At 31.6% G+C, this 23,708-nt stretch carries 19 protein-coding genes and 1 riboswitch; all 19 genes read left to right on the top strand.

Translation table 11 applies throughout. The features are described from left to right. The first annotated feature begins 64 nt into the window (after window positions 1–64). Window positions 65–1,132 (top strand): mannose-1-phosphate guanylyltransferase, encoded by a 1,068-nt coding sequence (locus CLCHR_RS07985; RefSeq protein WP_079439172.1) that lies wholly within the window; start codon window positions 65–67, stop codon window positions 1,130–1,132. A 294-nt stretch (window positions 1,133–1,426) separates the two neighbouring features. Then, a complete protein-coding gene (locus tag CLCHR_RS07980) occupies window positions 1,427–3,535 on the top strand; it encodes a methyl-accepting chemotaxis protein (RefSeq protein WP_079439171.1) in 2,109 nt (702 codons plus the stop codon). A gap of 369 nt (window positions 3,536–3,904) precedes the next feature. Then, the gene (locus CLCHR_RS07975) at window positions 3,905–4,486 is read left to right on the top strand and encodes a zinc dependent phospholipase C family protein (protein WP_079439170.1); all 582 of its coding nucleotides are present in this window, start codon (window positions 3,905–3,907) and stop codon (window positions 4,484–4,486) included. A 418-nt stretch (window positions 4,487–4,904) separates the two neighbouring features. Next, a complete protein-coding gene (locus tag CLCHR_RS07970) occupies window positions 4,905–5,540 on the top strand; it encodes a redox-sensing transcriptional repressor Rex (protein ID WP_079439169.1) in 636 nt (211 codons plus the stop codon). A gap of 469 nt (window positions 5,541–6,009) precedes the next feature. Then, complete coding sequence (locus CLCHR_RS07965) at window positions 6,010–6,795, top strand: short-chain-enoyl-CoA hydratase (RefSeq protein WP_079439168.1); 786 nt, start codon at window positions 6,010–6,012, stop codon at window positions 6,793–6,795. 85 nt (window positions 6,796–6,880) lie between these two features. Then, entirely contained in the window at window positions 6,881–8,020 is a 1,140-nt protein-coding gene (locus tag CLCHR_RS07960; protein ID WP_079439167.1) for an acyl-CoA dehydrogenase, read from the top strand. 13 nt (window positions 8,021–8,033) lie between these two features. Next, window positions 8,034–8,813: an electron transfer flavoprotein subunit beta/FixA family protein gene (locus tag CLCHR_RS07955; RefSeq protein ID WP_079439166.1), complete on the top strand. Its 780-nt coding sequence runs from the start codon at window positions 8,034–8,036 to the stop codon at window positions 8,811–8,813. A 22-nt stretch (window positions 8,814–8,835) separates the two neighbouring features. Then, window positions 8,836–9,843 carry an electron transfer flavoprotein subunit alpha/FixB family protein gene (locus CLCHR_RS07950; RefSeq protein ID WP_079439165.1) on the top strand — a complete coding sequence of 336 codons (1,008 nt, stop codon included), beginning with the start codon at window positions 8,836–8,838 and terminating at the stop codon, window positions 9,841–9,843. A gap of 184 nt (window positions 9,844–10,027) precedes the next feature. Beyond that, the gene (locus CLCHR_RS07945; RefSeq protein ID WP_079439164.1) at window positions 10,028–10,876 is read left to right on the top strand and encodes a 3-hydroxybutyryl-CoA dehydrogenase; all 849 of its coding nucleotides are present in this window, start codon (window positions 10,028–10,030) and stop codon (window positions 10,874–10,876) included. 178 nt (window positions 10,877–11,054) lie between these two features. Continuing rightward, on the top strand, window positions 11,055–12,221 hold the full coding sequence (locus CLCHR_RS07940; RefSeq protein WP_079439163.1) for an NADPH-dependent butanol dehydrogenase: 1,167 nt from the start codon (window positions 11,055–11,057) through the stop codon (window positions 12,219–12,221). A 484-nt stretch (window positions 12,222–12,705) separates the two neighbouring features. Next, complete coding sequence (locus CLCHR_RS07935) at window positions 12,706–13,110, top strand: C-GCAxxG-C-C family (seleno)protein (RefSeq protein WP_079439162.1); 405 nt, start codon at window positions 12,706–12,708, stop codon at window positions 13,108–13,110. 111 nt (window positions 13,111–13,221) lie between these two features. After that, complete coding sequence (locus tag CLCHR_RS07930; RefSeq protein ID WP_079439161.1) at window positions 13,222–14,154, top strand: DNA-3-methyladenine glycosylase family protein; 933 nt, start codon at window positions 13,222–13,224, stop codon at window positions 14,152–14,154. Between the two features lie 417 nt (window positions 14,155–14,571). After that, window positions 14,572–16,062 carry a 4Fe-4S dicluster domain-containing protein gene (locus CLCHR_RS07925; protein ID WP_079439160.1) on the top strand — a complete coding sequence of 497 codons (1,491 nt, stop codon included), beginning with the start codon at window positions 14,572–14,574 and terminating at the stop codon, window positions 16,060–16,062. Window positions 16,063–16,376: 314 nt separating this feature from the next. Beyond that, entirely contained in the window at window positions 16,377–16,661 is a 285-nt protein-coding gene (groES, locus tag CLCHR_RS07920; protein WP_079439159.1) for a co-chaperone GroES, read from the top strand. Window positions 16,662–16,749: 88 nt separating this feature from the next. Beyond that, complete coding sequence (groL, locus tag CLCHR_RS07915) at window positions 16,750–18,375, top strand: chaperonin GroEL (RefSeq protein ID WP_079439158.1); 1,626 nt, start codon at window positions 16,750–16,752, stop codon at window positions 18,373–18,375. A gap of 200 nt (window positions 18,376–18,575) precedes the next feature. Further along, window positions 18,576–19,022: a type II secretion system protein gene (locus CLCHR_RS07910; protein ID WP_242966002.1), complete on the top strand. Its 447-nt coding sequence runs from the start codon at window positions 18,576–18,578 to the stop codon at window positions 19,020–19,022. 127 nt (window positions 19,023–19,149) lie between these two features. Then, a riboswitch (purine riboswitch) is annotated at window positions 19,150–19,247 on the top strand. A 136-nt stretch (window positions 19,248–19,383) separates the two neighbouring features. Beyond that, the gene (gene guaB / locus CLCHR_RS07905; protein WP_079439157.1) at window positions 19,384–20,841 is read left to right on the top strand and encodes an IMP dehydrogenase; all 1,458 of its coding nucleotides are present in this window, start codon (window positions 19,384–19,386) and stop codon (window positions 20,839–20,841) included. 195 nt (window positions 20,842–21,036) lie between these two features. Continuing rightward, window positions 21,037–22,578 (top strand): glutamine-hydrolyzing GMP synthase, encoded by a 1,542-nt coding sequence (gene guaA / locus CLCHR_RS07900; RefSeq protein WP_079439156.1) that lies wholly within the window; start codon window positions 21,037–21,039, stop codon window positions 22,576–22,578. 720 nt (window positions 22,579–23,298) lie between these two features. After that, a complete protein-coding gene (locus tag CLCHR_RS07895; RefSeq protein ID WP_079439155.1) occupies window positions 23,299–23,694 on the top strand; it encodes a FliH/SctL family protein in 396 nt (131 codons plus the stop codon). Window positions 23,695–23,708 lie beyond the last annotated feature (14 nt).

The raw sequence follows: 23,708 nt of genomic DNA, 5'->3' as shown, positions 1-23,708 counted from the left end.
GACTCACACATACCAATATTTTGACATATAATGAACTAGTATCATTACATGGAGTTGAAAATGCGTGATATACGGGCTGATTTTAGCTGGAGGTAAAGGCAGCAGACTATATCCTCTATCAAGAGCCGATCAACCAAAACAATTTTTAAAGCTTATTAACAATAAAAGCTTTTTAGTTAACACTGTTGATAGGATAATCCCGCTAATAGATAGAAATAATATTTATGTTGTGACCAATATGGACTATAAAGAGAAGGTCAAAAATGAACTTGTAGGAATTAAAGAGGATAATATTTTTGTAGAACCTGCAAATAAGGAGACTGCTACGTGCATAGGTTTATCTGCAGTAAAGCTATTGAAGCAAGATGCTAATGCAGTTATGGTTGTATTACCATCAGATCACTATATTCAAGGTGAGAAGAGTTATATAGATACGTTATCCCAAGCAATTGAGATGGCAAACAAGAGGAGATGTATTGTTACACTTGGAATTGAGCCTAGCAGAGCTGAAACAGGGTATGGTTATATTGAAATGGGCGAAAGAACTGCTGGTACTATACCAACTTATAAAATAGCAAGGTTTACTGAAAAGCCTAACTCAGAAGTAGCTAAAGATTTTATACTAAAAGGCACTTATTTATGGAATTCAGGAATGTTTGTATTTAGAGCGGATGTTATTTTAAGAGAGATAGAAAAGTATCTTCCTAAATTGCATAAATCATTAATGGAAATATATAAAAGCTTAGGTGAGGAAAATGAAGAAAAAACAATAGAGGAACAATATGAAGTCATAGATGGAATATCAATAGATTTCGGAGTAATGCAAAGGACAAGAAAAGCATATGTAATAAAGTGTGATTTTAATTGGGATGATATGGGGAGTTTTGGTGCTTTAAGCCGATTGTTAAATACAGATAAAAATAACAGTATATCTCAAAATGTTTATATTGATGAATGTGAGAATTGTTCGATTTTTGGTGATAAGAATCTTATAATTGGATTCGGAATAAAGGATTTAGTTGTGGTTGATGCTGGTGATGTTATACTTGTAATGGATAAAAATAAGGATCAAGAGATTAAACATTTATTAAATAAACTTAACGAAAATCAACAATATAATAAATTCCTATAGTAAAGATAAGCTATTCTAAAATTATTTTAAATATTTTAGGATAGCCTTATTTTGTTGGATAATGCGAAAAAGAGTGAAGCGTTAAATTTAATTTAAAAAATGTTAAAAGCGAATTAGAGGCGGGTTAAAAATGTTGAAGAAACTTGAAAATTGGATAAAAAGCTATAGTTGAGGAGATTTCGATGATATAATTAATTACAACAATTTATATATAGTGATAAGTCATGTTTGCTTTAATTTATCACCTGGAATCTTTTGGATTTAATATATAAAATGAAGGGAGATATATAATTAATGATAAAAAAATTAAACTTGGGAATGAAGATAAGTATCATAATAGGAGCAATAATTCTCTTATGTTATATAGGGGTATTCACAAGTGTTTTGGTACAAATAAAATCTAAAAGTGTAACTGATAGTGAAACTTTAGCTAAAGAAATATCTTTATCCTATGCAACACAGATTAAGTCTAACTTTGAAAAGTTAGAAACAATAGGTAAGGATTTAAGGGGTTCGCTAATTAATGAAATAAAGCTTAATTCACAAAATAGAGACTTAGTTATTGAGATGCAAAAGGAGATACTAGAAACAGATCCACAAATCTTCGGAGTAACTGTTGCATTTGAAACTAATGATTTCGATGGAAAAGATGATTACTACAAAGGTAAAGAAGAATTTGCGGAGGATGGAAAGTTCATACCATATGCAAGCAGGGATGGAGATCATATCGTAGTAGCACCAGCATATGATGAACAGACAGATATGACATGGTATAATAGACCGAAGGAGTTAAAGGGGACTTATATTACTGAACCAACAGTGTATAATGTTAACGGGAAAGATATCTCAATGATATCTTTAGCAATGCCTATATTAGGTGATAATGGGAAGTTTTTAGGAGTAATATCTATAGATTATAAGCTTGACACGTTGGAAAATATTGTGCTAGAGAAAACACCACTTGGAGGTACAGTTGAGTTAATATCAAATAAAGGTATTTATGTAGCAAGTGGTGAAGATCCAAGTTTAAAGATGAAAGATGCAAAACAAAATAATGATGTTTGGGCGAAAATTATAAGTGAAACTTCACAAGGTAAAGCTTTTTATACTTATGGAACTTCAGTGGAAAAGGGACAAGAAGTTTTAATGGTAGCATATCCAGTTAACTTGGAAAATACGAATACTAATTGGATCCTGTGTAGTCAAATTCCAAAAGAGAAAATATTAGAGAGCTACAATAAGATATTCAATGTTATCTTAATTATAGCAATTGCGTCATTATTAGTTGTTATTTTTGTAATACATATTGTAATTAATAGAATGATAAAAGGGGTAAGATATGCCCAAATACAGATGGAGTTACTGGCAAAGGGAGATCTTACAATAGAACTTGATAAAAAATATATGGATAGAGAAGATGAAATAGGAAAAATGTTTAAATCTATTGATGAAATGAAAAAATCATTAAGGAGTATAATATCTGGTATTAAAGGTGAATGTAGCATTGTTTTAGATTCAATAGAGTTTACACAAGGGAAAATAGAAGATTTAAATAACAAAATTTCAGATGTATCTGCAACAACGGAAGAGTTATCTGCAAGCATGGAGGAAACAGCAGCATCTACAGAGGAAGTAAATGCTTCATCAACCAATATGAAATCCATAATAAAGACTATGGAATTAAGCATTGAAAGTGGAGAGGTAACTGCAAAGGAAATTGAAGAAAGAGCTAAAAAATTAAAAACTAATGCGTTGCAATCAAGAGAACAATCTAGCAGTATAACTTCGAAAATGAGAGAAAGCTTAAGAGTTGCTGTAGAGAAATCTAGAGCGGTAGATAAAATAAATGAATTAACAGCTAAGATATTAGAAATAACTGAGCAAACGAATTTGCTAGCATTAAATGCAGCTATAGAATCAGCAAGAGCAGGGGAAGCTGGTAAAGGATTTGCTGTTGTAGCAGATGAAATAAGGAAACTTGCTGAAACTTCAAAAGAAACTACAATAGAAATACAGCAGATAAATAAAGAAGTCGTTATGGCTGTGAATGACCTCAAAGGAACATCAAATGAAGTAATTGATTTTATTGGAACTCAAGTGATGAAAGATTATAATAAACTTGTAGACACAGGGGAACAATACAGAAATGATGCTATTGTATTTAATGAATTAGTTAGTGCTATAGGTGAAATATCAGATGAACTAATCAACTCTACAGGAGATATTATAACAGCTATTGATGAAGTAGCAGAGGCAACCAATGAAGGTGCTACAGGAACAACTTTAATTGCAAATAAGTCAAATGAGGTAGTTAATTTAACAGAAGAAGTTGTAGGACAAACACAAAAGACAAAAGAATGTGCAGATAAATTATTAGAAGTAGTATCAATATTTAAAATATAGAGGAGTAACATATAAATATAAGAAAAAGAGTTGTTTTAAAGTATAAATTAAGGCAACTTTTTTGTTGTGAATTTATTCTAATTAAAGAATCTTATCAATAAATATATATTGTAATTGACTATAATATGGTTAAAATAATTTATTTGTCAATATAGTTTAATTAATTATCAGGCTTGATATTACTGGGCGTTTCGACAGATAATACTTGCCTCAAGTTATAAATAAGGTGTTGTACATTTTAACTCTGGGTATTATTATATATATAGAGCATAAAATTTAATTAAATTTAAAAATTATAATTAATATATTAAATAATTAAAAGGGTTTATTTTATAAGAATTATAATGTAGAGGATGTGATCATGTTTTGATGATTAATACTCACAAAACTATGGCAGAGAATATTTTGAAACACGCTAATACAAAGAGTGTTTATTTAATAAATAATAAAAGATTTATATGGGGGAACGTAAAGCCAGACTGTGCGCCTAAATATAAATTTAAAAAACATTACTTTAATGAAAGTATAGATATGATAGTTGATAAAATTAATTATCTTTCATCGCTAACATTAGAAGATGTTCATTATAATATGACAATTGGGAAGTTTAGTGAGGAGCTTGGAGTAATATGTCACTTTTTATGTGATTTTTTTTGTGCCCCACACTATTATAGATGGGAATTTAAAAGCACAAGTGCTGTGAAAAATCATATGTCATATGAAAAGAAATTAGCTAAGTTTGCTAAGGGTTTTAAGCAGACAGGAATAATTAATACCAATATTGAGCCAGATAATATAAAAGAATTTATACTTCAATTGCAAGAACAATATGATGGAATGATAGATTACCACAATGATTTGACATTTTCGTATTATGTTTGTGATAGTATTCTTAATATGATTTTAGATAATGTATTTTTTAATGATAACAAAGTGAGTAAGGCGATTTAATGGTTTAAATATAGTAAATATCTCAAAATGATTATAGTTATTTTGAGATATTTTTATGAAAAAACTTTGTTGAAAAAGTGGATTAAGGTGGCTGAAGTTTCATATAAATATAAATGCAAATAAATTAGAACCATAATGAAATTTAGGCTGTCTTAAATGCAATTTTGAGATAGTCTGTTTTAACTAATAAATTTATACCAAAGTTATTATAATTTTTTAAAATAATTTGATTAACCTTGACATAAAAATATAGAAGTATGGTAGAATTATAAATCATAGTGGTTAGTTAATGTTAAATTTATAGCAAATGGTAGTATACATTGTTAAAATTTATACTATATTATAATTGAAGCGAATATTGACTTTATATAAAGCAACCTAAGCAGTCAAAATATTATTGAGTAGGAGAAAAATAGATATGGATAAGAATAAAAATATATCGATGGCAGTAATTAAAAGATTGCCTAAATATCATAGATATCTTGAGGAACTTATGAAAAATGATGTGGATAGAATTTCATCAAAAGAATTAGGCGAAAAAATTGGATTCACTGCATCACAAATTCGTCAAGACTTAAATTGTTTTGGAGATTTTGGACAACAAGGATATGGTTATAATGTAAAGGAGTTATATAATCAGATAAGCTCTATACTAGGATTAGGTAGAGGATATAGAGCAGCGTTAGTAGGAGCAGGGAATATCGGTCAAGCAGTTTCGAATTACTCAAGATTTGAAAACTTGGGATTTAGAATATCAGCTATTTTTGATGCTAATCCTAAACTGATAGGAATGAGAATAAGAGATGTAGAAATAATGGATATAGATGAAATATCATCTGTTTTAAAAGAACAGAAGATTGATATAGGAATAATTTGTGTTCCAAGAAAAAATGCTCAAGGTGTTGCTGATGAGTTAATAAAAGCAGGGGTAAGAGGAATATGGAATTTTGCGCCAGTGGATTTAATAGTACCAGATCATGTTAAAGTTGAAAATGTACATTTGAGTGAAAGTTTATTGACATTAATTTATTTATTAAATGAGAGTGAACAGTAGAAGATATATATTTATGAAATAATATAACAAATTAAGAATGCCGTATATACATAGATGTTTTAAGATAGTTATTTACCTGATACGCGTCCTTTAAGGTAAATATACTGATTAATTTCAATATAAGTGAGAATTTTTGGATTGGTGAATATTATACTTTAGATAGTTTTAATTGAACGCATTACCTTGAGAATCACGATATAATGAGGGGTGTAGAACACTAAATGGTATATAAGCAGCATTCTGATTTGTTATTTTTTTATATACCTTAATACAGAGACTAAAAACTTACATTCAAAACATAATATTTTATTGCAAATAATCTGAATACATATTATAATTTTAGATAAGGCTTAAGAGCTTTATATTTTTTAAATTCATTTGTTATATTATTAACAAATAGGTTTAAAAATATCAAAAATAGTATGAAAATTTAAAAAATAAATAAGCAAGTTTGAAGGAGGACCTTAACATGGAATTAAAAAATGTGATTCTTGAAAAAGAAGGACATTTAGCTATTGTGACAATCAATAGACCAAAAGCATTAAATGCGTTAAATTCAGAGACATTAAAGGATTTAGACACTGTTTTAGAAGACTTAGAAAAGGACAGTAATGTATATGCAGTTATATTAACTGGTGCAGGAGAAAAATCTTTTGTTGCTGGAGCAGATATTGCAGAAATGAAAGATCTTAACGAAGAACAAGGTAAAGAATTTGGAATCTTAGGAAACAATGTTTTCAGAAGATTAGAAAAATTGGATAAGCCAGTTATTGCAGCTGTATCAGGATTTGCTCTTGGTGGTGGATGCGAGCTTGCTATGTCATGTGATATTAGAATAGCTTCAGTAAAAGCTAAATTTGGGCAACCAGAAGCAGGACTTGGAATAACTCCAGGATTCGGTGGAACTCAAAGATTAGCTAGAATCGTAGGACCAGGAAAAGCTAAAGAATTAATATACACTTGTGACATCATAAATGCAGAAGAAGCTTACAGAATAGGCTTAGTAAATAAAATAGTTGAATTAGAAAACTTAATAGATGAAGCAAAAGCTATGGCTAATAAAATTGCAGCTAATGCTCCAAAAGCAGTTGCATATTGCAAAGATGCTATTGATAGAGGAATGCAAGTTGATATAGATGCAGCTATATTAATAGAAGCAGAAGACTTCGGTAAATGCTTTGCAACAGAAGACCAAACAGAAGGGATGACTGCTTTTTTAGAAAGAAGAGCAGAAAAAAACTTTCAAAATAAATAATTTTTAGAGAATTAGCTAAAAATCTATTAGAGATTTATATATAGTTTGTTATCGAATAGGTTTAAATAACAAGGAGGGTAATTTAATGAATTTCAAATTAACTAGAGAACAACAATTAGTACAACAAATGATCAGAGAATTCGCAGTAAATGAAGTTAAGCCAATAGCTGCTGAAATTGATGAGACAGAAAGATTCCCTATGGAAAATGTTGAAAAGATGGCTAAATTAGGAGTAATGGGTATCCCATTCGCTAAGGAATTTGGTGGAGCAGGCGGAGATGTTCTTTCATACATAATAGCTGTAGAAGAATTATCAAAAGTTTGTGGTACTACAGGAGTTATACTTTCAGCTCATACATCATTATGCGCGTCAGTAATTAACGAAAACGGTACTCCAGCTCAAAGAGAAAAATATTTACCAGATCTTTGTAGTGGTAAAAAACTTGGAGCTTTCGGTTTAACTGAACCAGGTGCTGGTACAGATGCTGCAGGACAACAAACAACTGCTGTATTAGATGGAGACAACTATATCTTAAATGGTTCAAAGATATTCATAACAAATGGTGGAGTTGCTGAAACTTTCATAATATTTGCTATGACAGATAAGAGTCAAGGAACTAAAGGTATTTCTGCATTTGTAGTAGAAAAATCATTCCCAGGATTCTCAGTAGGAAAGCATGAAAATAAGATGGGTATTAGAGCATCTTCAACTACTGAATTAGTAATGGAAAACTGTATAGTACCAAAAGAAAACTTACTTGGTAAAGAAGGTAAGGGATTTGGTATAGCAATGAAGACTCTTGATGGAGGAAGAATTGGTATAGCAGCTCAAGCTTTAGGTATTGCAGAAGGTGCTTTTGAAGAAGCTGTTAACTACATGAAAGAAAGAAAACAATTTGGTAAACCATTATCAGCATTCCAAGGATTACAATGGTACATTGCTGAAATGGACGTTAAAATTGAAGCTGCTAAACATTTAGTATATAAAGCTGCATGTAAGAAACAAGCAGGTGAACCTTATTCACTTGATGCTGCAAGAGCTAAATTATTTGCTGCAGATGTTGCAATGGAAGTTACAACTAAAGCAGTTCAAATCTTTGGTGGATATGGTTACACTAAAGAATACCCAGTAGAAAGAATGATGAGAGATGCTAAGATAACTGAAATCTATGAAGGAACTTCAGAAGTTCAAAAGATGGTTATCGCAGGAAGCATTTTAAGATAGGAGGACTTTTATAATGAATATAGTAGTTTGTGTAAAACAAGTTCCAGATACTACAGCTGTAAAAATAGATCCTAAGACTGGTACATTAATAAGAGATGGTGTTCCATCAATAATGAATCCAGAGGATAAGCACGCATTAGAAGGTGCATTACAATTAAAAGAACAATTAGGTGGAAAAGTTACCGTTGTAACAATGGGACTTCCAATGGCTAAAGCAACATTGACAGAAGCGTTATGTATGGGAGCTGATGAGGCTATCCTATTAACAGATAGAGCACTTGGGGGAGCTGATACATTAGCAACTTCAAAAGCATTAGCTGGGGTTATAGCTAAATTAGACTATGATATAGTATTTGCTGGAAGACAAGCGATTGATGGAGATACTGCACAAGTAGGTCCAGAAATAGCTGAACATTTAAACATTCCTCAAGTAACTTATGTTCAAGATGTTAAAGTTGAAGGGAATTCATTAATAGTAAATAGAGCATTAGAAGATGGACATCAAGTAGTAGAAGTTAAGACTCCATGTCTATTAACTGCAATCGAAGAATTAAATGCACCTAGATATATGCACGTTGCAAACATATTCTCAACTTCTGATGATCAAATCAAAGTTATGAGCGCAGCTGATATAGATGTAGATGTAGCTGAATTAGGACTTAAAGGTTCACCTACAAAGGTTAAGAAGTCAATGACTAAAGAAGTTAAGGGCGCAGGAGAAATTGTTAGAGAATCACCTAAAAATGCAGCATACTATGTTGTTGGAAAATTAAAAGAAAAACACTACATCTAAGATAATAGGAGGGTAATTTATTATGAATATAGCAGATTACAAAGGCGTTTGGGTCTTTGCTGAACAAAGAGAAGGCGAATTACAAAAAGTATCTTTAGAACTACTTGGAGAAGGTAGAAGAATTGCTGATGAATTAGGAGTAAAGTTAACAGCTTTATTACTTGGAAATAATATAGAAGCATTAGCTAAAACTTTAGCTGAACATGGTGCTGATGAAGTTTTAGTTGCTGATGATAAAAATTTAGAACATTATACAACTGATGCTTACACAAAAGTTATTTGTGATTTAGCAAATGAAAGAAAACCAGGAATATTATTCGTAGGAGCTACTTTCATCGGAAGAGATTTAGGTCCAAGAATAGCTGCTAGATTATCAACTGGATTAACTGCTGACTGTACATCAATTGATGTAGATGTTACAAATGGAGATCTTTTAGCTACAAGACCAGCATTTGGTGGTAACTTAATGGCTACAATCGCATGTCCAGATCATAGACCACAAATGGCTACAGTAAGACCAGGAGTATTTGCAAAAATCACTACTGATCCAGCAAACTGTAACATTGAAAAGGTTCAAGTTCAATTAGCTGATAGCGATGTTAGAACTAAAGTTTTAGAAACTATCAAAGCTAAAAAAGATATCGTAGATATCGCTGAAGCAGATTTCATCGTTGCAGGTGGTAGAGGGGTTGGAAGTAAAGAAAACTTCAAACTTCTTGAAGAATTAGCTGCTGCTTTAGAAGGAACAGTTGGTGGATCAAGAGCTGCTGTTGAAAATGGATGGATTGATGGAGCTTACCAAGTAGGTCAAACTGGTAAGACTGTAAGACCACAAATATATATAGCTTGTGGTATTTCAGGAGCTATCCAACACGTTGCAGGTATGCAAGACTCTGATTTAATCATTGCTGTTAATAAAGATGATTCAGCTCCAATAATGAAAATTGCAGATTACGCTATAGTTGGAGATGTTGCAAAGGTAGTACCAGAATTAATAGCTCAAGTTAAAGAAATAAAGAGTGCTGAATAATTACTAGATTAATTAAAATAAATTCTTGTTATATTCTATTTGTTAAAGCTAATAATATAACAGTAAGTAAAATTAGTTAACATATAATTAAAAAGCTAATAATTATAAAAATAATCCTTAGTTAATGTAGAGATGCTTTAACTAAGGATATCTATAATGATAAAAATTTGAGGAGGAATAATTCATGAAAAAGATTTTTGTACTTGGAGCAGGAACTATGGGTGCTGGTATCGTTCAAGCATTCGCTCAAAAAGGTTGCGAAGTAATAGTAAGAGACATAAAGGAAGAGTTTGTTGACAGAGGAATAGCTGGAATAGCTAAAGGATTAGAAAAGTTAGTTGCTAAAGGAAAAATGACTGAAGAAGATAGAGAAGCTATCCTTTCAAGAATTTCAGGAACAACTGATATGAATTTAGCTGCTGACTGCGATTTAGTAGTTGAAGCTGCAATCGAAAACATGAAAATTAAGAAAGAAATCTTTGCTGAATTAGATGGAATCTGTAAGCCAGAAACAATTTTAGCTTCAAATACTTCATCTTTATCAATTACTGAAGTTGCTTCAGCAACAAAGAGATCAGATAAAGTTATCGGAATGCATTTCTTTAATCCAGCTCCAGTAATGAAGCTTGTTGAAGTTATCAGAGGTGCTGCAACTTCTCAAGAAACTTTTGATGCAGTTAAAGAATTGTCAGAAGCAATTGGAAAAGCTCCAGTAGAAGTTGCTGAAGCTCCAGGATTTGTTGTAAACAGAATCTTAATTCCAATGATCAATGAAGCAACATTCATTTTACAAGAAGGAATTGCTTCAGTTGAAGATATCGATACATCTATGAAATTTGGTGCTGGTCATCCAATGGGACCTTTAGCTTTAGGAGATCTTATTGGATTAGATGTTTGTTTAGCTATTATGGATGTTTTATTTACTGAAACAGGAGATAATAAGTACAGAGCTAGCAGCTTACTAAGAAAATATGTTAGAGCTGGATGGCTTGGAAGAAAATCAGGAAAAGGATTCTACGATTATTCTAAATAATCCTGCCTAAATAAATTATAGTATGAAGATTATGAAAATTCCCAAAAGAAATTTACTTTTGGGAATTTTTTTATTTAGAATGTAAAGGATTTTTATTATTTATATAGAATTATTCTAATATAGGAAATTGTTTGAATATTCCTAAAATTAAGTTAACATTTCTAGGAGGTATTAAATTATGATGAGATTTACATTACCAAGAGACGTTTATTATGGAAAAGGATCACTAGAACAATTAAAGAACCTTAAAGGAAAGAAAGCGGTATTAGTACTTGGTGGCGGATCAATGAAGAAATTCGGGTTTGTGGATAAAGCAGTGAACTACTTAAATGAAGCAGGCATAGAAGTTAAATTAATAGAGGGTGTTGAACCAGACCCATCAGTTGAAACAGTATTTAAAGGCGCTGAAGTGATGAGAGAGTTTAATCCAGATTGGATAATATCTATGGGGGGTGGATCTCCTATAGATGCAGCAAAAGCAATGTGGATATTCTATGAGTACCCAGATTTTACTTTTGAACAAGCTGTAGTTCCTTTTGGATTACCAGAGCTTAGACAAAAAGCTAAGTTTTTAGCTATTCCATCAACAAGCGGTACAGCAACAGAAGTAACTGCATTTTCTGTAATCACAGATTATAAGACTGAAATCAAATATCCTTTAGCTGATTTTAATATAACTCCAGATATAGCTATAGTAGACTCAGAATTAGCTGAAACAATGCCTCCTACATTAACAGCTCATACTGGAATGGATGCATTAACTCATGCGATTGAAGCTTATGTAGCAACATTACATTCACCATTTACAGATCCACTAGCCGTACAAGCTATTGAAATGATTAATGAGCATCTAATAAAATCATTTGAAGGAGATAACGATGCTAGAGAACAAATGCATTATGCTCAATGCTTAGCAGGTATGGCATTCTCAAATGCATTGTTAGGAATAACTCATAGTATGGCCCATAAGACAGGTGCAGTATTCCATATACCTCATGGATGTGCAAATGCTATATATTTACCATATGTAATTGACTTTAATAAGAAGGCTGCAGCAGATAGATATGCTAAAATAGCTAGAAGTCTCGGATTGAGCGGACAAACTGATAATGAATTAGTAGATTCGTTGACAAGTTTAATACAAGAATTTAATAAAAAGATGTCTATTCCACTAACTTTAAAAGAATATGGTATTGATGAAGAAGAATTTAAAGCAAAGGTTGATTTAATTTCGGAAAGAGCAGTTGGAGATGCTTGCACAGGCTCAAATCCAAGACAAATAAATAAAGATGAAATGAAGAAGATATTCGAATGCGTATATTACGGAAATAAGGTTGATTTCTAATATCTCGTATATATAAATAATTTGAGGTCATACTTATGTGATGGCCATCCAAAAGAGAAGGTTCTCTGTTACTTGATTGCTAGAAAATAAAACTGTGAAAAAGTGAAGCCCAACTCACTCTGTTTGCTGAGTGAGTTCGAGTGACCAAATATAAAATTTGGATTCTCACTTATCAGTAAAAGTTGCACAATTTCTGATTGCTCGTTAGACAATCGGAAATTGAACAACTTTTACTGAAGAAATACCTACAGTTTCATTTTCAATGCAACACTGAGTAAAGGAGAACCTTCTCTTTCTGGTGATGTATATATAAGTATAAACTCAGGTATACTTGATTTATCGTTATGTGAAATGCAAAATGAAGGAAGTTAGATCACCCTACAAATACAAAACTTTACATATTAGTTAGATAAATAAACCATAGTATAAGATTAAGTGATATAATATACTAAATAATAATAACTTTTGATAAGGAGGAGTGCAAATGCTTAGTGAAATGGTAAAGAAATATCGTAAAGAAGAGTATGATTTAAATTGTGCAGAATCTATCATGTACGCTGCTAATGAAGAATATGATTTGAATTTATCAAAACAAACTCTAAAAACTATGTCAGGGTTTGGTGGTGGAATGTCAACAGGTGATGTTTGTGGTGTTATTACGGGAGCTGTCGGAGTAATTGGAATCATGTTCACTGAAATAAGTGGGCATAAGAGTCCGATAGTCGCAGAAATAACAAGAGAGTTTATAAATAAATTCAATGAAAGTCTTAGATTTATAAAATGCATTGACTTGAAGAAGGAATATATAGATATAAAACGGTGTACACTAATGATAGAGAAAGGTGCAGAAATTTTAGAAACTATTATCATTGAAAGAAAAAACAATTAGCACAATTATTTTTGTATAAAGTTAAAGTATTTATAGAATAAGAGAACAACTATTATGGGTATTTGTGGATTGAACACAATGCTTATTTAATGTTAAGAGGAGAACACAAACATGGATTATAAAGCTGTAAAATCTTACGATGATTATATAATGATAGAAGAAGTTAAGAATTTTAAATTAAGACATATATTTGAGTGTGGACAAATTTTTAGATTTTGGGAAATAGAAGAGAATAATTTTATTGTTATAGCATTTGGAAAGTTAATAGAGGTGAAAGAGGAAGGGAATAACGTAATAATTTACAATACAACTTGGGAGGATTTTAATAATATTTGGCTTAGATATTTTGATTTAGGTAGAGATTATTCAATTATAAAAGAAGATCTTTCAAAAGATACATTACTTAAGCAAAGCATAGAGTTTGGATACGGTGTTAGAGTTCTAAACCAAGATCCTTTTGAAATGTTGCTTAGTTTTATTATTTCAGCTAGAAATAATATACCATCAATAAAAAAGACAGTTAATAAAATATCAACTAAATGGGGTAAAGAAATCAATTATAAAGGAACGATTTATTATGCCTTTCCAAGCATAGATGAAATTAAAGATGCGAGTTTAGAAGATATACAAGAAACAGGTGCTTCCTTCAGAAGTAAGTATATAGTAGATACAATTAAAAATGTATATAATGCCTCAATAAATGAAGTGGATAATCCCGGTATTAACGAAGAATGTCCATATGGTAAATATGATTTGAATTACATAAGAAACTTAAGTGATGATGAATGTCATGATGCCCTTCAAGAATTTAAAGGGGTTGGTTCAAAAGTAGCTGATTGCATTATGTTATTCTCTATGGAGAAAACTTCTGCATTTCCAGTAGATGTATGGGTTAAACGAGCAATGATCCATTTTTATGGAGCTGAAGATTCATCATTAAATAAGATTAGAATATTCGCAAGAAATAAGTTTGGTAAATTGTCTGGATTTGCACAACAATATTTATTTTACTATGCGAGAGAAAACAAGATTAGTGTTGATTAGGTTTTTATAATAACATAAGAATGGATATAAGAAAGTCTAGATTGCTAATTTCTAGACTTTTTATTCTATGTTCTTAATTCATCTATTTTAATATATTCACTAAAAAAACTTCAGGGACTAAAAAATTAATGACAAAATTTTATCATTTAAAGTAGTTTGGTATAGTCATATTGCATCTAGATATCGTGAATTTTTATGGGAAATTGATATGTTAATATACGGAGATGAAAAAATAAAAAATGCTTATTGAAGCGACAATGTAGATGTTTTCTTAAGTAAGTGAGTATAGAGAAATAAATGGAAAAATTCAGAAAATTTAAATTACGGAATACTTGTTATATTTTTAACAAGAGTATGTTATAATTATCTCATGAAATTAAGAAAGATAAAAAATATTCATGGGAGAGTGTGTGTATAATGTTTCAATTTGAAAATCAACTTTTAAGACTAAAGCATGAGGTTCTTACTAGAGTTGCATTATTGGCAAAGGAGAACAAAATCAGTAAAGAGGAGTTAGAAAAAATTCCATTTGCTATGATTGAAGGGGAGACTCCTACTTATAGGGATACTGTTGAACAAGAAAGAAATGTAGTATTGGAAAGAGCAAAGCTCGCAGCTGGCTATGAGCCAAATGGTAAACATGGACAAGATTTGATCGATGTACAAGATAAAAATCAAATATTATATGTTATAAAAGAAGCATGTGATAGATGTCCAACAAAGAAATTTCAAGTTACTGATTCTTGCAGAAACTGCGTAGCTCACAAGTGTCAAAGTGTGTGTAATTTTGGAGCTATTACATATGTTGATGGAAGAGCATATATAGAACCTGACAAATGTAAAGAATGTGGAATGTGTAAGAAAGCATGTCCTTATGATGCTATCGCAGAGGATATGAGACCATGTAAAAAATCGTGTCCAACAGGTGCGTTAAGTTATAATGCAGAAGATCTAAGTGCTGAAATTACAGAAAGCAAGTGTGTAAATTGCGGTGCTTGTATGTCAGCATGTCCATTTGGAGCTATAGAAGATAAGAGTTCTTTAGTTAAAGTTGTTTATGAATTGATGAACGAAGATAAAAATATCTATGCTGTAGTTGCACCTGCTATTACAGGCGAATTTGGTCCAAAGACAACTTATGGACAAGTTAAGAATGCAATTAAAGCTTTAGGTTTTAAAGATATGCTAGAAGCTGCGTGTGGAGCAGATGCAGTAACTGTACATGAAAGTAATGAATTTGTAGAAAGAATGGAAAAGGGAGACAGTTACATGACAAATTCATGTTGTCCAGGATTCTTAAGCTACATTGAAAAGATGATGCCAGATCAAGCAGAAAAAATTTCAGGAACCGTTTCTCCTATGGTGGCGACAGGCAGATATATAAAGTCTAAAGATAAGGATGCAAAGGTAGTATTTGTAGGGCCATGTACTGCAAAGAAAAATGAAGCACTAATTAATTCAATAAAAGATGCAGTTGATTATGTGTTAACATTTGAAGAGATAGTAGCTTTATTTGACGCTTTTGAAGTTGATCCAGCTGCGTGTGAAGATATAATAGTTGATGAAGCTTCAATTTTTGGTAGAAATTTTGCTGTTGGTGGAGGATTAACAGCTGCAATACAAAATTACGTACAAGAAAAAGGCGTTGAAGTAGAATTTAAGCCGGTTCAGGTTTCAGGTGGTGCAGACATCAAGAAAACTATGACAATGGCTAAGGTAGGAAAGTTACAAGGGAACTTCATCGAAGGTATGATGTGCGAAGGTGGTTGTATAAACGGAGCAGCTAAAATTGTATCTGTAATGAAAGCTAAAGCTCCATTTACTAAGTTGAACCAGCAAACAACAATCAAGAGTGTATTATCAAATAAAGTGTTGGAAGAATACCACGATGTAAATTTAGAAAGATAATATAAGAATAAAAACCCAAATCGGTAATCTTATCTGATTTGGGTTTTTATTTTTAAATAGCTTTTTATATGAATATATATGGAAAAATAAATGCATATAAAAAAATAAATAAAACAGAGAAAAATTAAGCAAATGGGATATATTTTGAGATAAGAAGTAATATTCGCTGAAAAAAGGGATATAATATTAGAAGTAATGTTTGAATTATATGGTTATAAAGGATATTATAATTATGTTAGCACTCGACAGTAATGAGTGCTAACAGAAATTTAAATACAAATAAATTATATATATATTTTAAGGAGGGTTTTTTCATGAACATTAAACCACTTGGTGAAAGAGTAGTAATTAAAAAATTAGAGGCAGAAGAAAAGACTAAAAGTGGAATAGTCTTAACTGGTGCTGCAAAGGAAAGACCACAAGAAGCAGAAGTGGTTGCAGTAGGTCCTGGAGCAGTTGTAGATGGAAATAGAGTAGCTATGGAAGTTAAGGTTGGAGATAAGGTTCTATACTCTAAATATGCTGGAACAGAAGTTAAGGTTGACGGAGAAGAGTATACAATATTAAAACAAGACGATATATTAGCAATAGTTGAATAGTACTATATTTATATTGCTTAATTAGTAAAATAAAATTGAAATTATGAAATATAATAAATAACATATAATAAAGGAGCGTGTAATATAAATGGCTAAAATGTTAAAATTCGGAGAAGATGCAAGAAGAGCTATGCAAGTAGGTGTAGATAAGCTAGCTGATACAGTTAAAGTTACATTAGGACCAAAAGGTAGAAATGTTGTATTAGATAAAAAGTTCGGAGCACCATTAATAACAAACGATGGAGTTTCAATTGCTAGAGAAATAGAATTAGAAGATCCATATGAAAACATGGGAGCTCAATTAGTTAAAGAAGTTGCAACTAAAACTAACGATGTAGCCGGAGATGGAACTACAACTGCAACTTTACTTGCTCAAGCAATAATCAGAGAAGGATTAAAAAATGTAACAGCTGGAGCTAATCCAATCTTAATAAGAACTGGTATAAAAATGGCTGTAGATAAAGCTGTTGAAGAAATCAAAAAGATTTCTAAGCAAGTAGATGGAAAAGAAGACATCGCTAGAGTTGCTGCAATTTCAGCTGCTGATGAAGAAGTAGGTAAGTTGATAGCAGATGCTATGGAAAAAGTAGGAAACGAAGGCGTTATCACTATAGAAGAATCTAAATCAATGGGAACAGAATTGGATGTAGTTGAAGGTATGCAATTTGATAGAGGATATGTATCACCTTATATGGCAACAGATACTGAAAAAATGGAAGCAGTTCTAGAAAACCCATATATATTAATTACGGATAAAAAGATTTCAAATATTCAAGAAATCTTACCAGTACTGGAACAAATAGTTCAATCAGGTAAGAAACTATTAATCATTGCTGAAGATATCGAAGGGGAAGCAATGGCTACATTAGTAGTAAATAAGTTAAGAGGAACATTCACATGTGTAGCTGTAAAAGCGCCAGGATTCGGAGATAGAAGAAAAGAAATGTTACAAGATATTGCAACATTAACTGGTGGAACTGTTGTAGCTGAAGAATTAGGAAGAGAGTTAAAAGAAGTTACAATTGATATGTTAGGTACAGCTGATAGTGTTAAAGTAAGTAAAGAAAACACTGTAATAGTTAACGGGAAAGGTGATTCTAATTCAATTAAGGAAAGAATTAACCAAATAAAAGCTCAAATTGAAGAAACAACTTCAGAATTTGATAAAGAAAAATTACAAGAAAGATTAGCTAAATTAGCTGGGGGAGTTGCGGTAATCAAAGTTGGTGCGGCAACAGAAACTGAATTAAAAGAAAAGAAACTTAGAATCGAAGATGCTTTGGCTGCAACAAAAGCTGCTGTTGAAGAAGGCATAGTATCTGGTGGTGGTACTGCTTATGTTAATGCGATTAAAGAAGTTGCTAAGTTAACTTCAGATGTTCCGGATACACAAGTTGGTATAAATATAATAGTTAAAGCATTAGAAGAGCCTGTAAGACAAATAGCAACTAATGCAGGGGTAGAAGGTTCAGTAATAATTGAGAAGGTTAAGAATAGTGAACCTGGTATAGGATATGATGCATTACACGATCAATATATCAATATGATTAAGGGTGGAATAGTTGATCCAACTAAGGTTACTAGATCAGCTCTTCAAAATGCGGCATCAGTAGCTTCAACATTCTTAACAACAGAGGCAGCAGTTGCTGAGATTCCAGCAAAAGAACCAGCAATGCCAGGTGCTCCAGGAATGGGAATGGATGGAATGTACTAATAAATTGAAGAATAAGTCTTAATTTATTAAAATACAAATAATCTTGAGTTTTATATAATTAATTTACTTGGTGTATGTTATAAAAAAGAACGAAATTGTTTATACAGTTTCGTTCTTTTTTTATTTTTTATCCTTGTATATTACTTGAATAAACTGGCAATATTTGAGATATACAAAAAAATAAAAACGGAGAGTGATGTATGAAAACTAAACAAATAATTATGGATAGACTTAATCTAAAGAATGGAAAAATAGTTCATAGAAAAAGAAAGGGATTTACATTAATTGAACTTATAGCAGTAATGGCGATAATTGGAATTTTAGCAAGCGTAATTGTACCACAGGTTACCGGATATATAAAGGAAGCGAAAAAGACCAAAGTAGTTGACCAATCCAGAAAAGTTGTAATGGCTGCCGAGTCATATAAGTTAAAATATGGTGAATTGCAAGGCACAACAACAGTATCAAATATGAAAACTAAAGATGGGGTGGAGAAATATTTAGAGAATATTAACTTGGAGAATTTGCCAGATACAACTACTTTAAATCAGTGTCAGCTTATTGTAAATGGCGCAGAATTTGATATAGACGGAAATACTGACGTGTTAAGAACTGCAACTATTACTAATGTAACTAATAACAGTTAGTGCAGCTTTACATTTACAAAGTTGTTAGTAAAAGATAGTTGTGAAAATAGTAACATCAAAAAATGCAATTTTAGCTTCAAATTGATTGACTTTATATTGTACATACATTATAATAGTTTTAATTCAAAACATAGCACATTTAAAAACTTGTATATACCTTGAATATGGCAAGGAGTATCTACCGGAAACCGTAAAATTCCGACTATGAGTGATATTAGTATAGGCTAAAATTAGATTTTTATTAGCATATTAACGTCACTTCTGGGGTTAATGTGCTTTTTTTATACAATAAATTATGCAAGAAATAAATCATAAATATATAAAAATGAAGCGAATTATTCAAAACTGAGGAGGATTTATAATGGCTAAAATAATTAAGACTGCATATACTTTTGATGATGTGTTATTAGTTCCGAACAAATCAGAAATATTACCAAGAGAGGTAAGTACAAAAACAAATTTAACAAAGAAAATACAATTAAATATCCCTTTAATGAGTGCTGGTATGGATACAGTGACTGAATCTAAAATGGCAATAGCAATGGCAAGAGAAGGCGGAATCGGAATTATACATAAAAATATGACTATCGAAGAGCAAGCAAAAGAAGTAGACAGAGTTAAAAGACAAGAAAATGGAGTTATTACTGATCCTATATTCCTATCAGAAGACCATCTAATTCAAGATGCGGAAAATTTAATGTCTCAATATAGAATATCAGGAGTTCCTATTACAACTAAGGAAGGAAAGCTAATCGGAATAATTACAAATAGAGATATAATCTTTGAAACAAATTATCAAAGAAAAATTTCAGAAGTAATGACAAAGGACAATCTAATAACTTCAGTTGAAACTACAACAGTAGAGGAAGCAAAAGAAATTCTTAAGAAGCATAAAGTAGAAAAGTTACCTTTGGTTGATAAAGACGGAGTTTTAAAGGGCTTAATTACAATGAAGGATATTGAAAAAGTTAAAAAATTCCCTAATGCAGCTAAGGATAGTAAAGGTAGATTATTATGCGGAGCAGCAGTAGGTGTTACAGGAAATATGATGGAAAGAGTTGATGCGTTAGTTAAGGCTCATGTTGATGTTATAACACTTGATACGGCTCATGGACATTCAAAAGGTGTTTTAGATGCTGTTACACAAATTAAAAAAGTATATCCAGATCTTCAAGTTATAGCAGGAAATGTTGCTACAGCTGGAGCTACAGAGGATTTAATAAAAGCTGGAGCGGATTGTGTTAAGGTTGGTATTGGACCTGGATCAATTTGTACAACTAGAGTAGTTGCAGGCGTTGGAGTTCCTCAATTAACAGCAGTTATGGATTGCGCAGAAGTAGGAAAAAAATATGGAGTTCCTGTAATTGCTGACGGTGGACTTAAGTATTCAGGAGATGTGGTAAAAGCTTTAGCAGCTGGAGCATCTGTTGCTATGATGGGATCATTATTTGCAGGTTGTGAAGAAGCTCCAGGAGAAATGGAAATATATCAAGGAAGAAGTTATAAAGTTTATAGAGGAATGGGATCTTTAGCTGCTATGGAATGTGGATCTAAAGATAGATACTTCCAAGAAGGTAATAAGAAATTAGTTCCAGAAGGTGTAGAAGGAAGAGTTGCATATAAAGGATTTGTTTCAGATACTATATTCCAATTAATGGGCGGAATTCAATCAGGAATGGGATATCTAGGAGCTAAGACCTTTGATTTATTATACGAAACAGCTAATTTTGTTGTTCAAACAGCGTCTGGATATAGAGAAAGTCATCCACACGATATTAATATTACTAAAGAGGCACCTAATTATAGTGTAGGACAATAGTAATATGCACAGTTCACTATTAAAGAATGTATCATTTATGTGAACTGTGCATTACTTAATTTGCTTAAGTAATATTTAGTTAAAGTTTTTAATATTAATATTTATAAATTTTCCGGTGAAATTTGTCTTAATTTATTGATAAAAAGATTTATTTAGTCGATAATAGAATTTATAAGAACAGTTTAGGAGGAGAACATGAAAAGAGATTTAGTTTTAGTTATTGACTTTGGTGGACAATATAATCAATTGATTGCTAGAAGAGTGAGGGAATGTAACGTATATTGTGAAGTTCATCCTTATGATTTAAGCATTGATAAGATAAAGGAAATGAATCCGAAGGGAATTATCTTTACAGGCGGACCAAACAGTGTATATGGTGAAGATTCTCCTTTATGCGACAAAGCTATATTTGAAGTAGGAGTACCTATACTTGGTATATGTTATGGATCTCAACTTATGGCTCATATGCTTGGAGGAAAAGTTGAAACGGCACCTGTAAGTGAATATGGGAAAACAAAAGTCAATATAAATGTAGAGTCTAAACTTTTTGAAGGAATATCACCTTCAACAATTTGTTGGATGAGTCATACTGATTACATAGAAAAGGAACCAGAAGGTTTTAAAATAATAGCTGATACTCCAGTATGTCCAGTTGCGGCTATGGAATGTGAAGATAAAAATTTATATGCAGTTCAATTTCATCCAGAAGTTATGCATACGCAAGAAGGTACAAAGATGCTCTCAAATTTTGTATATAATGTTTGTGGGTGTGCTGGTGATTGGAAAATGGATTCGTTTGTTGAGAAGACAATTGAAGAAATTCGTGAAAAAGTTGGAGATGGTAAAGTATTATGTGCATTATCAGGCGGAGTTGATTCATCTGTAGCAGCGGTATTACTTTCAAGGGCTGTTGGAAAGCAATTAACATGTGTATTTGTTGACCATGGATTACTTCGTAAAAATGAAGGTGATGAAGTTGAAGAAGTATTTGGACCTAATGGTCAATATGATTTGAATTTCATTCGCGTAAATGCACAAGAAAGATTTTATGAAAAGTTAGCTGGAGTAGAAGAGCCGGAGCAAAAGAGAAAAATTATTGGTGAAGAGTTTATAAGAGTATTTGAAGAGGAAGCTAAAAAAATAGGAATAGTTGATTTTCTTGTACAAGGAACTATTTATCCAGATGTAATTGAAAGTGGTCTTGGAAAATCGGCAGTTATAAAATCACATCATAATGTTGGAGGTCTTCCTGATTATGTTGATTTTAAAGAGATAATAGAACCTCTTAGGTTATTATTTAAAGATGAAGTACGTAAGGCAGGACTCGAACTTGATATACCTGAAAAATTAGTATTCAGACAACCTTTTCCAGGGCCTGGACTTGGAATACGTATCATTGGAGAAGTAACAGCTGAAAAAGTTAAAATAGTTCAAGAAGCAGATGCAATTTATCGTGAAGAAATTGTAAAAGCAGGTATTGATAAAGAAATTGGTCAGTACTTTGCAGCACTTACTAACATGCGTTCAGTAGGCGTTATGGGTGATGAGAGAACCTATGATTATGCAATTGCCCTTAGAGCTGTAACCACAAGTGATTTCATGACTGCAGAATCAGCAGATCTTCCATGGGAAGTACTTGGAAAAGTAACAACTAGAATTGTAAATGAAGTAAAAGGGGTAAATCGTGTAATGTATGATTGTACAGGAAAGCCTCCAGCTACTATAGAGTTTGAATAGATAGTAAGGTTAGCTAAATAAGAAAATTAGATAAGTTAATGAAGAATATAGTAGTTTAGATATTATCTGAAAAGTGTAATATCTAAGCTGCTTTTTTTATTAATTTTAGAAATACTACCAGTGAGACAAAAATATCTGGTTTACAAGTGAATATAAATTGAGTAAAAATTAATAACTAAAATGTAAGTAAAATAATATGCAGGAATCCAATGGAAAAGTAAAATTTATTTTCATGATACCCCACTAATTACAGGTTGATACGTTTACGTAGGTATAGTATCATGAACATGTAGAAGAAATTAAGGAGGGGTACATATGTCAATAATATTATTAGTAATAATTATATGTGTGGCGCTAGTTCGTAAAATAGGTACCGCGTCTGATAAACAATAGTAAAGAAAAAACTGATAAGTTATATATTATGAAGTGATTAAGTTGTAAAAAGGAAAAATATAAACTAAATTTAGTAATATTATGAGTAGTCGTAAGACTACTCTTTTTGGTGTATAATTCATAAACAAACAGCTTAGTATTTTGGATATTAAGCTGTTTAATTTATGAAAAGCGTTTTGAGTTTCTTATATAGTGGAATACTTATTTTTACTTAACCAATAACAAATATAATGAATCGGCATAATATAATACTAGGCAATTATTAGAGTTGCGAGTTTTTGTGCTTTATTATAGGGCTATATAGCCAATTACAAAGGAGAGAATAAAATGGAGAACAGATATAATTGTAGAGATTGCAGACCTCGCTGTGGGGATGAACTTGGAGATACAGACAGAAGAAATTGCAGACCTCGTTGTGGAGAGGAACTTGGAGATACAGATAGAAGAAATTGTAATAATCCTAGTGGAACTCTTGGTGCTAATAATACTAATGATTGCCGTCGTAGATGTGACCATGATCGTTTAGCTGACGCATTAGAAGATGCTTATAACGATGGTTATAGAGATGGATATTGTGATGGTCTTGAGGATGGAGAAACAAAGGGAGAAACAGCAGGATATCAAGAAGGATATAAAGATGGTTATGAAAAGGCAAAACAAGAAGTTCTGGAGTATATAAGAAAAAATAAATGCTGTTGTTGTAAATGCAGATGCTGCTGTTAATCAATTAAATATTA

Source organism: Clostridium chromiireducens (genome assembly GCF_002029255.1).
Classification (GTDB): domain Bacteria; phylum Bacillota; class Clostridia; order Clostridiales; family Clostridiaceae; genus Clostridium; species Clostridium chromiireducens.
This window is presented reverse-complemented; position numbering and strand designations above follow the sequence as displayed.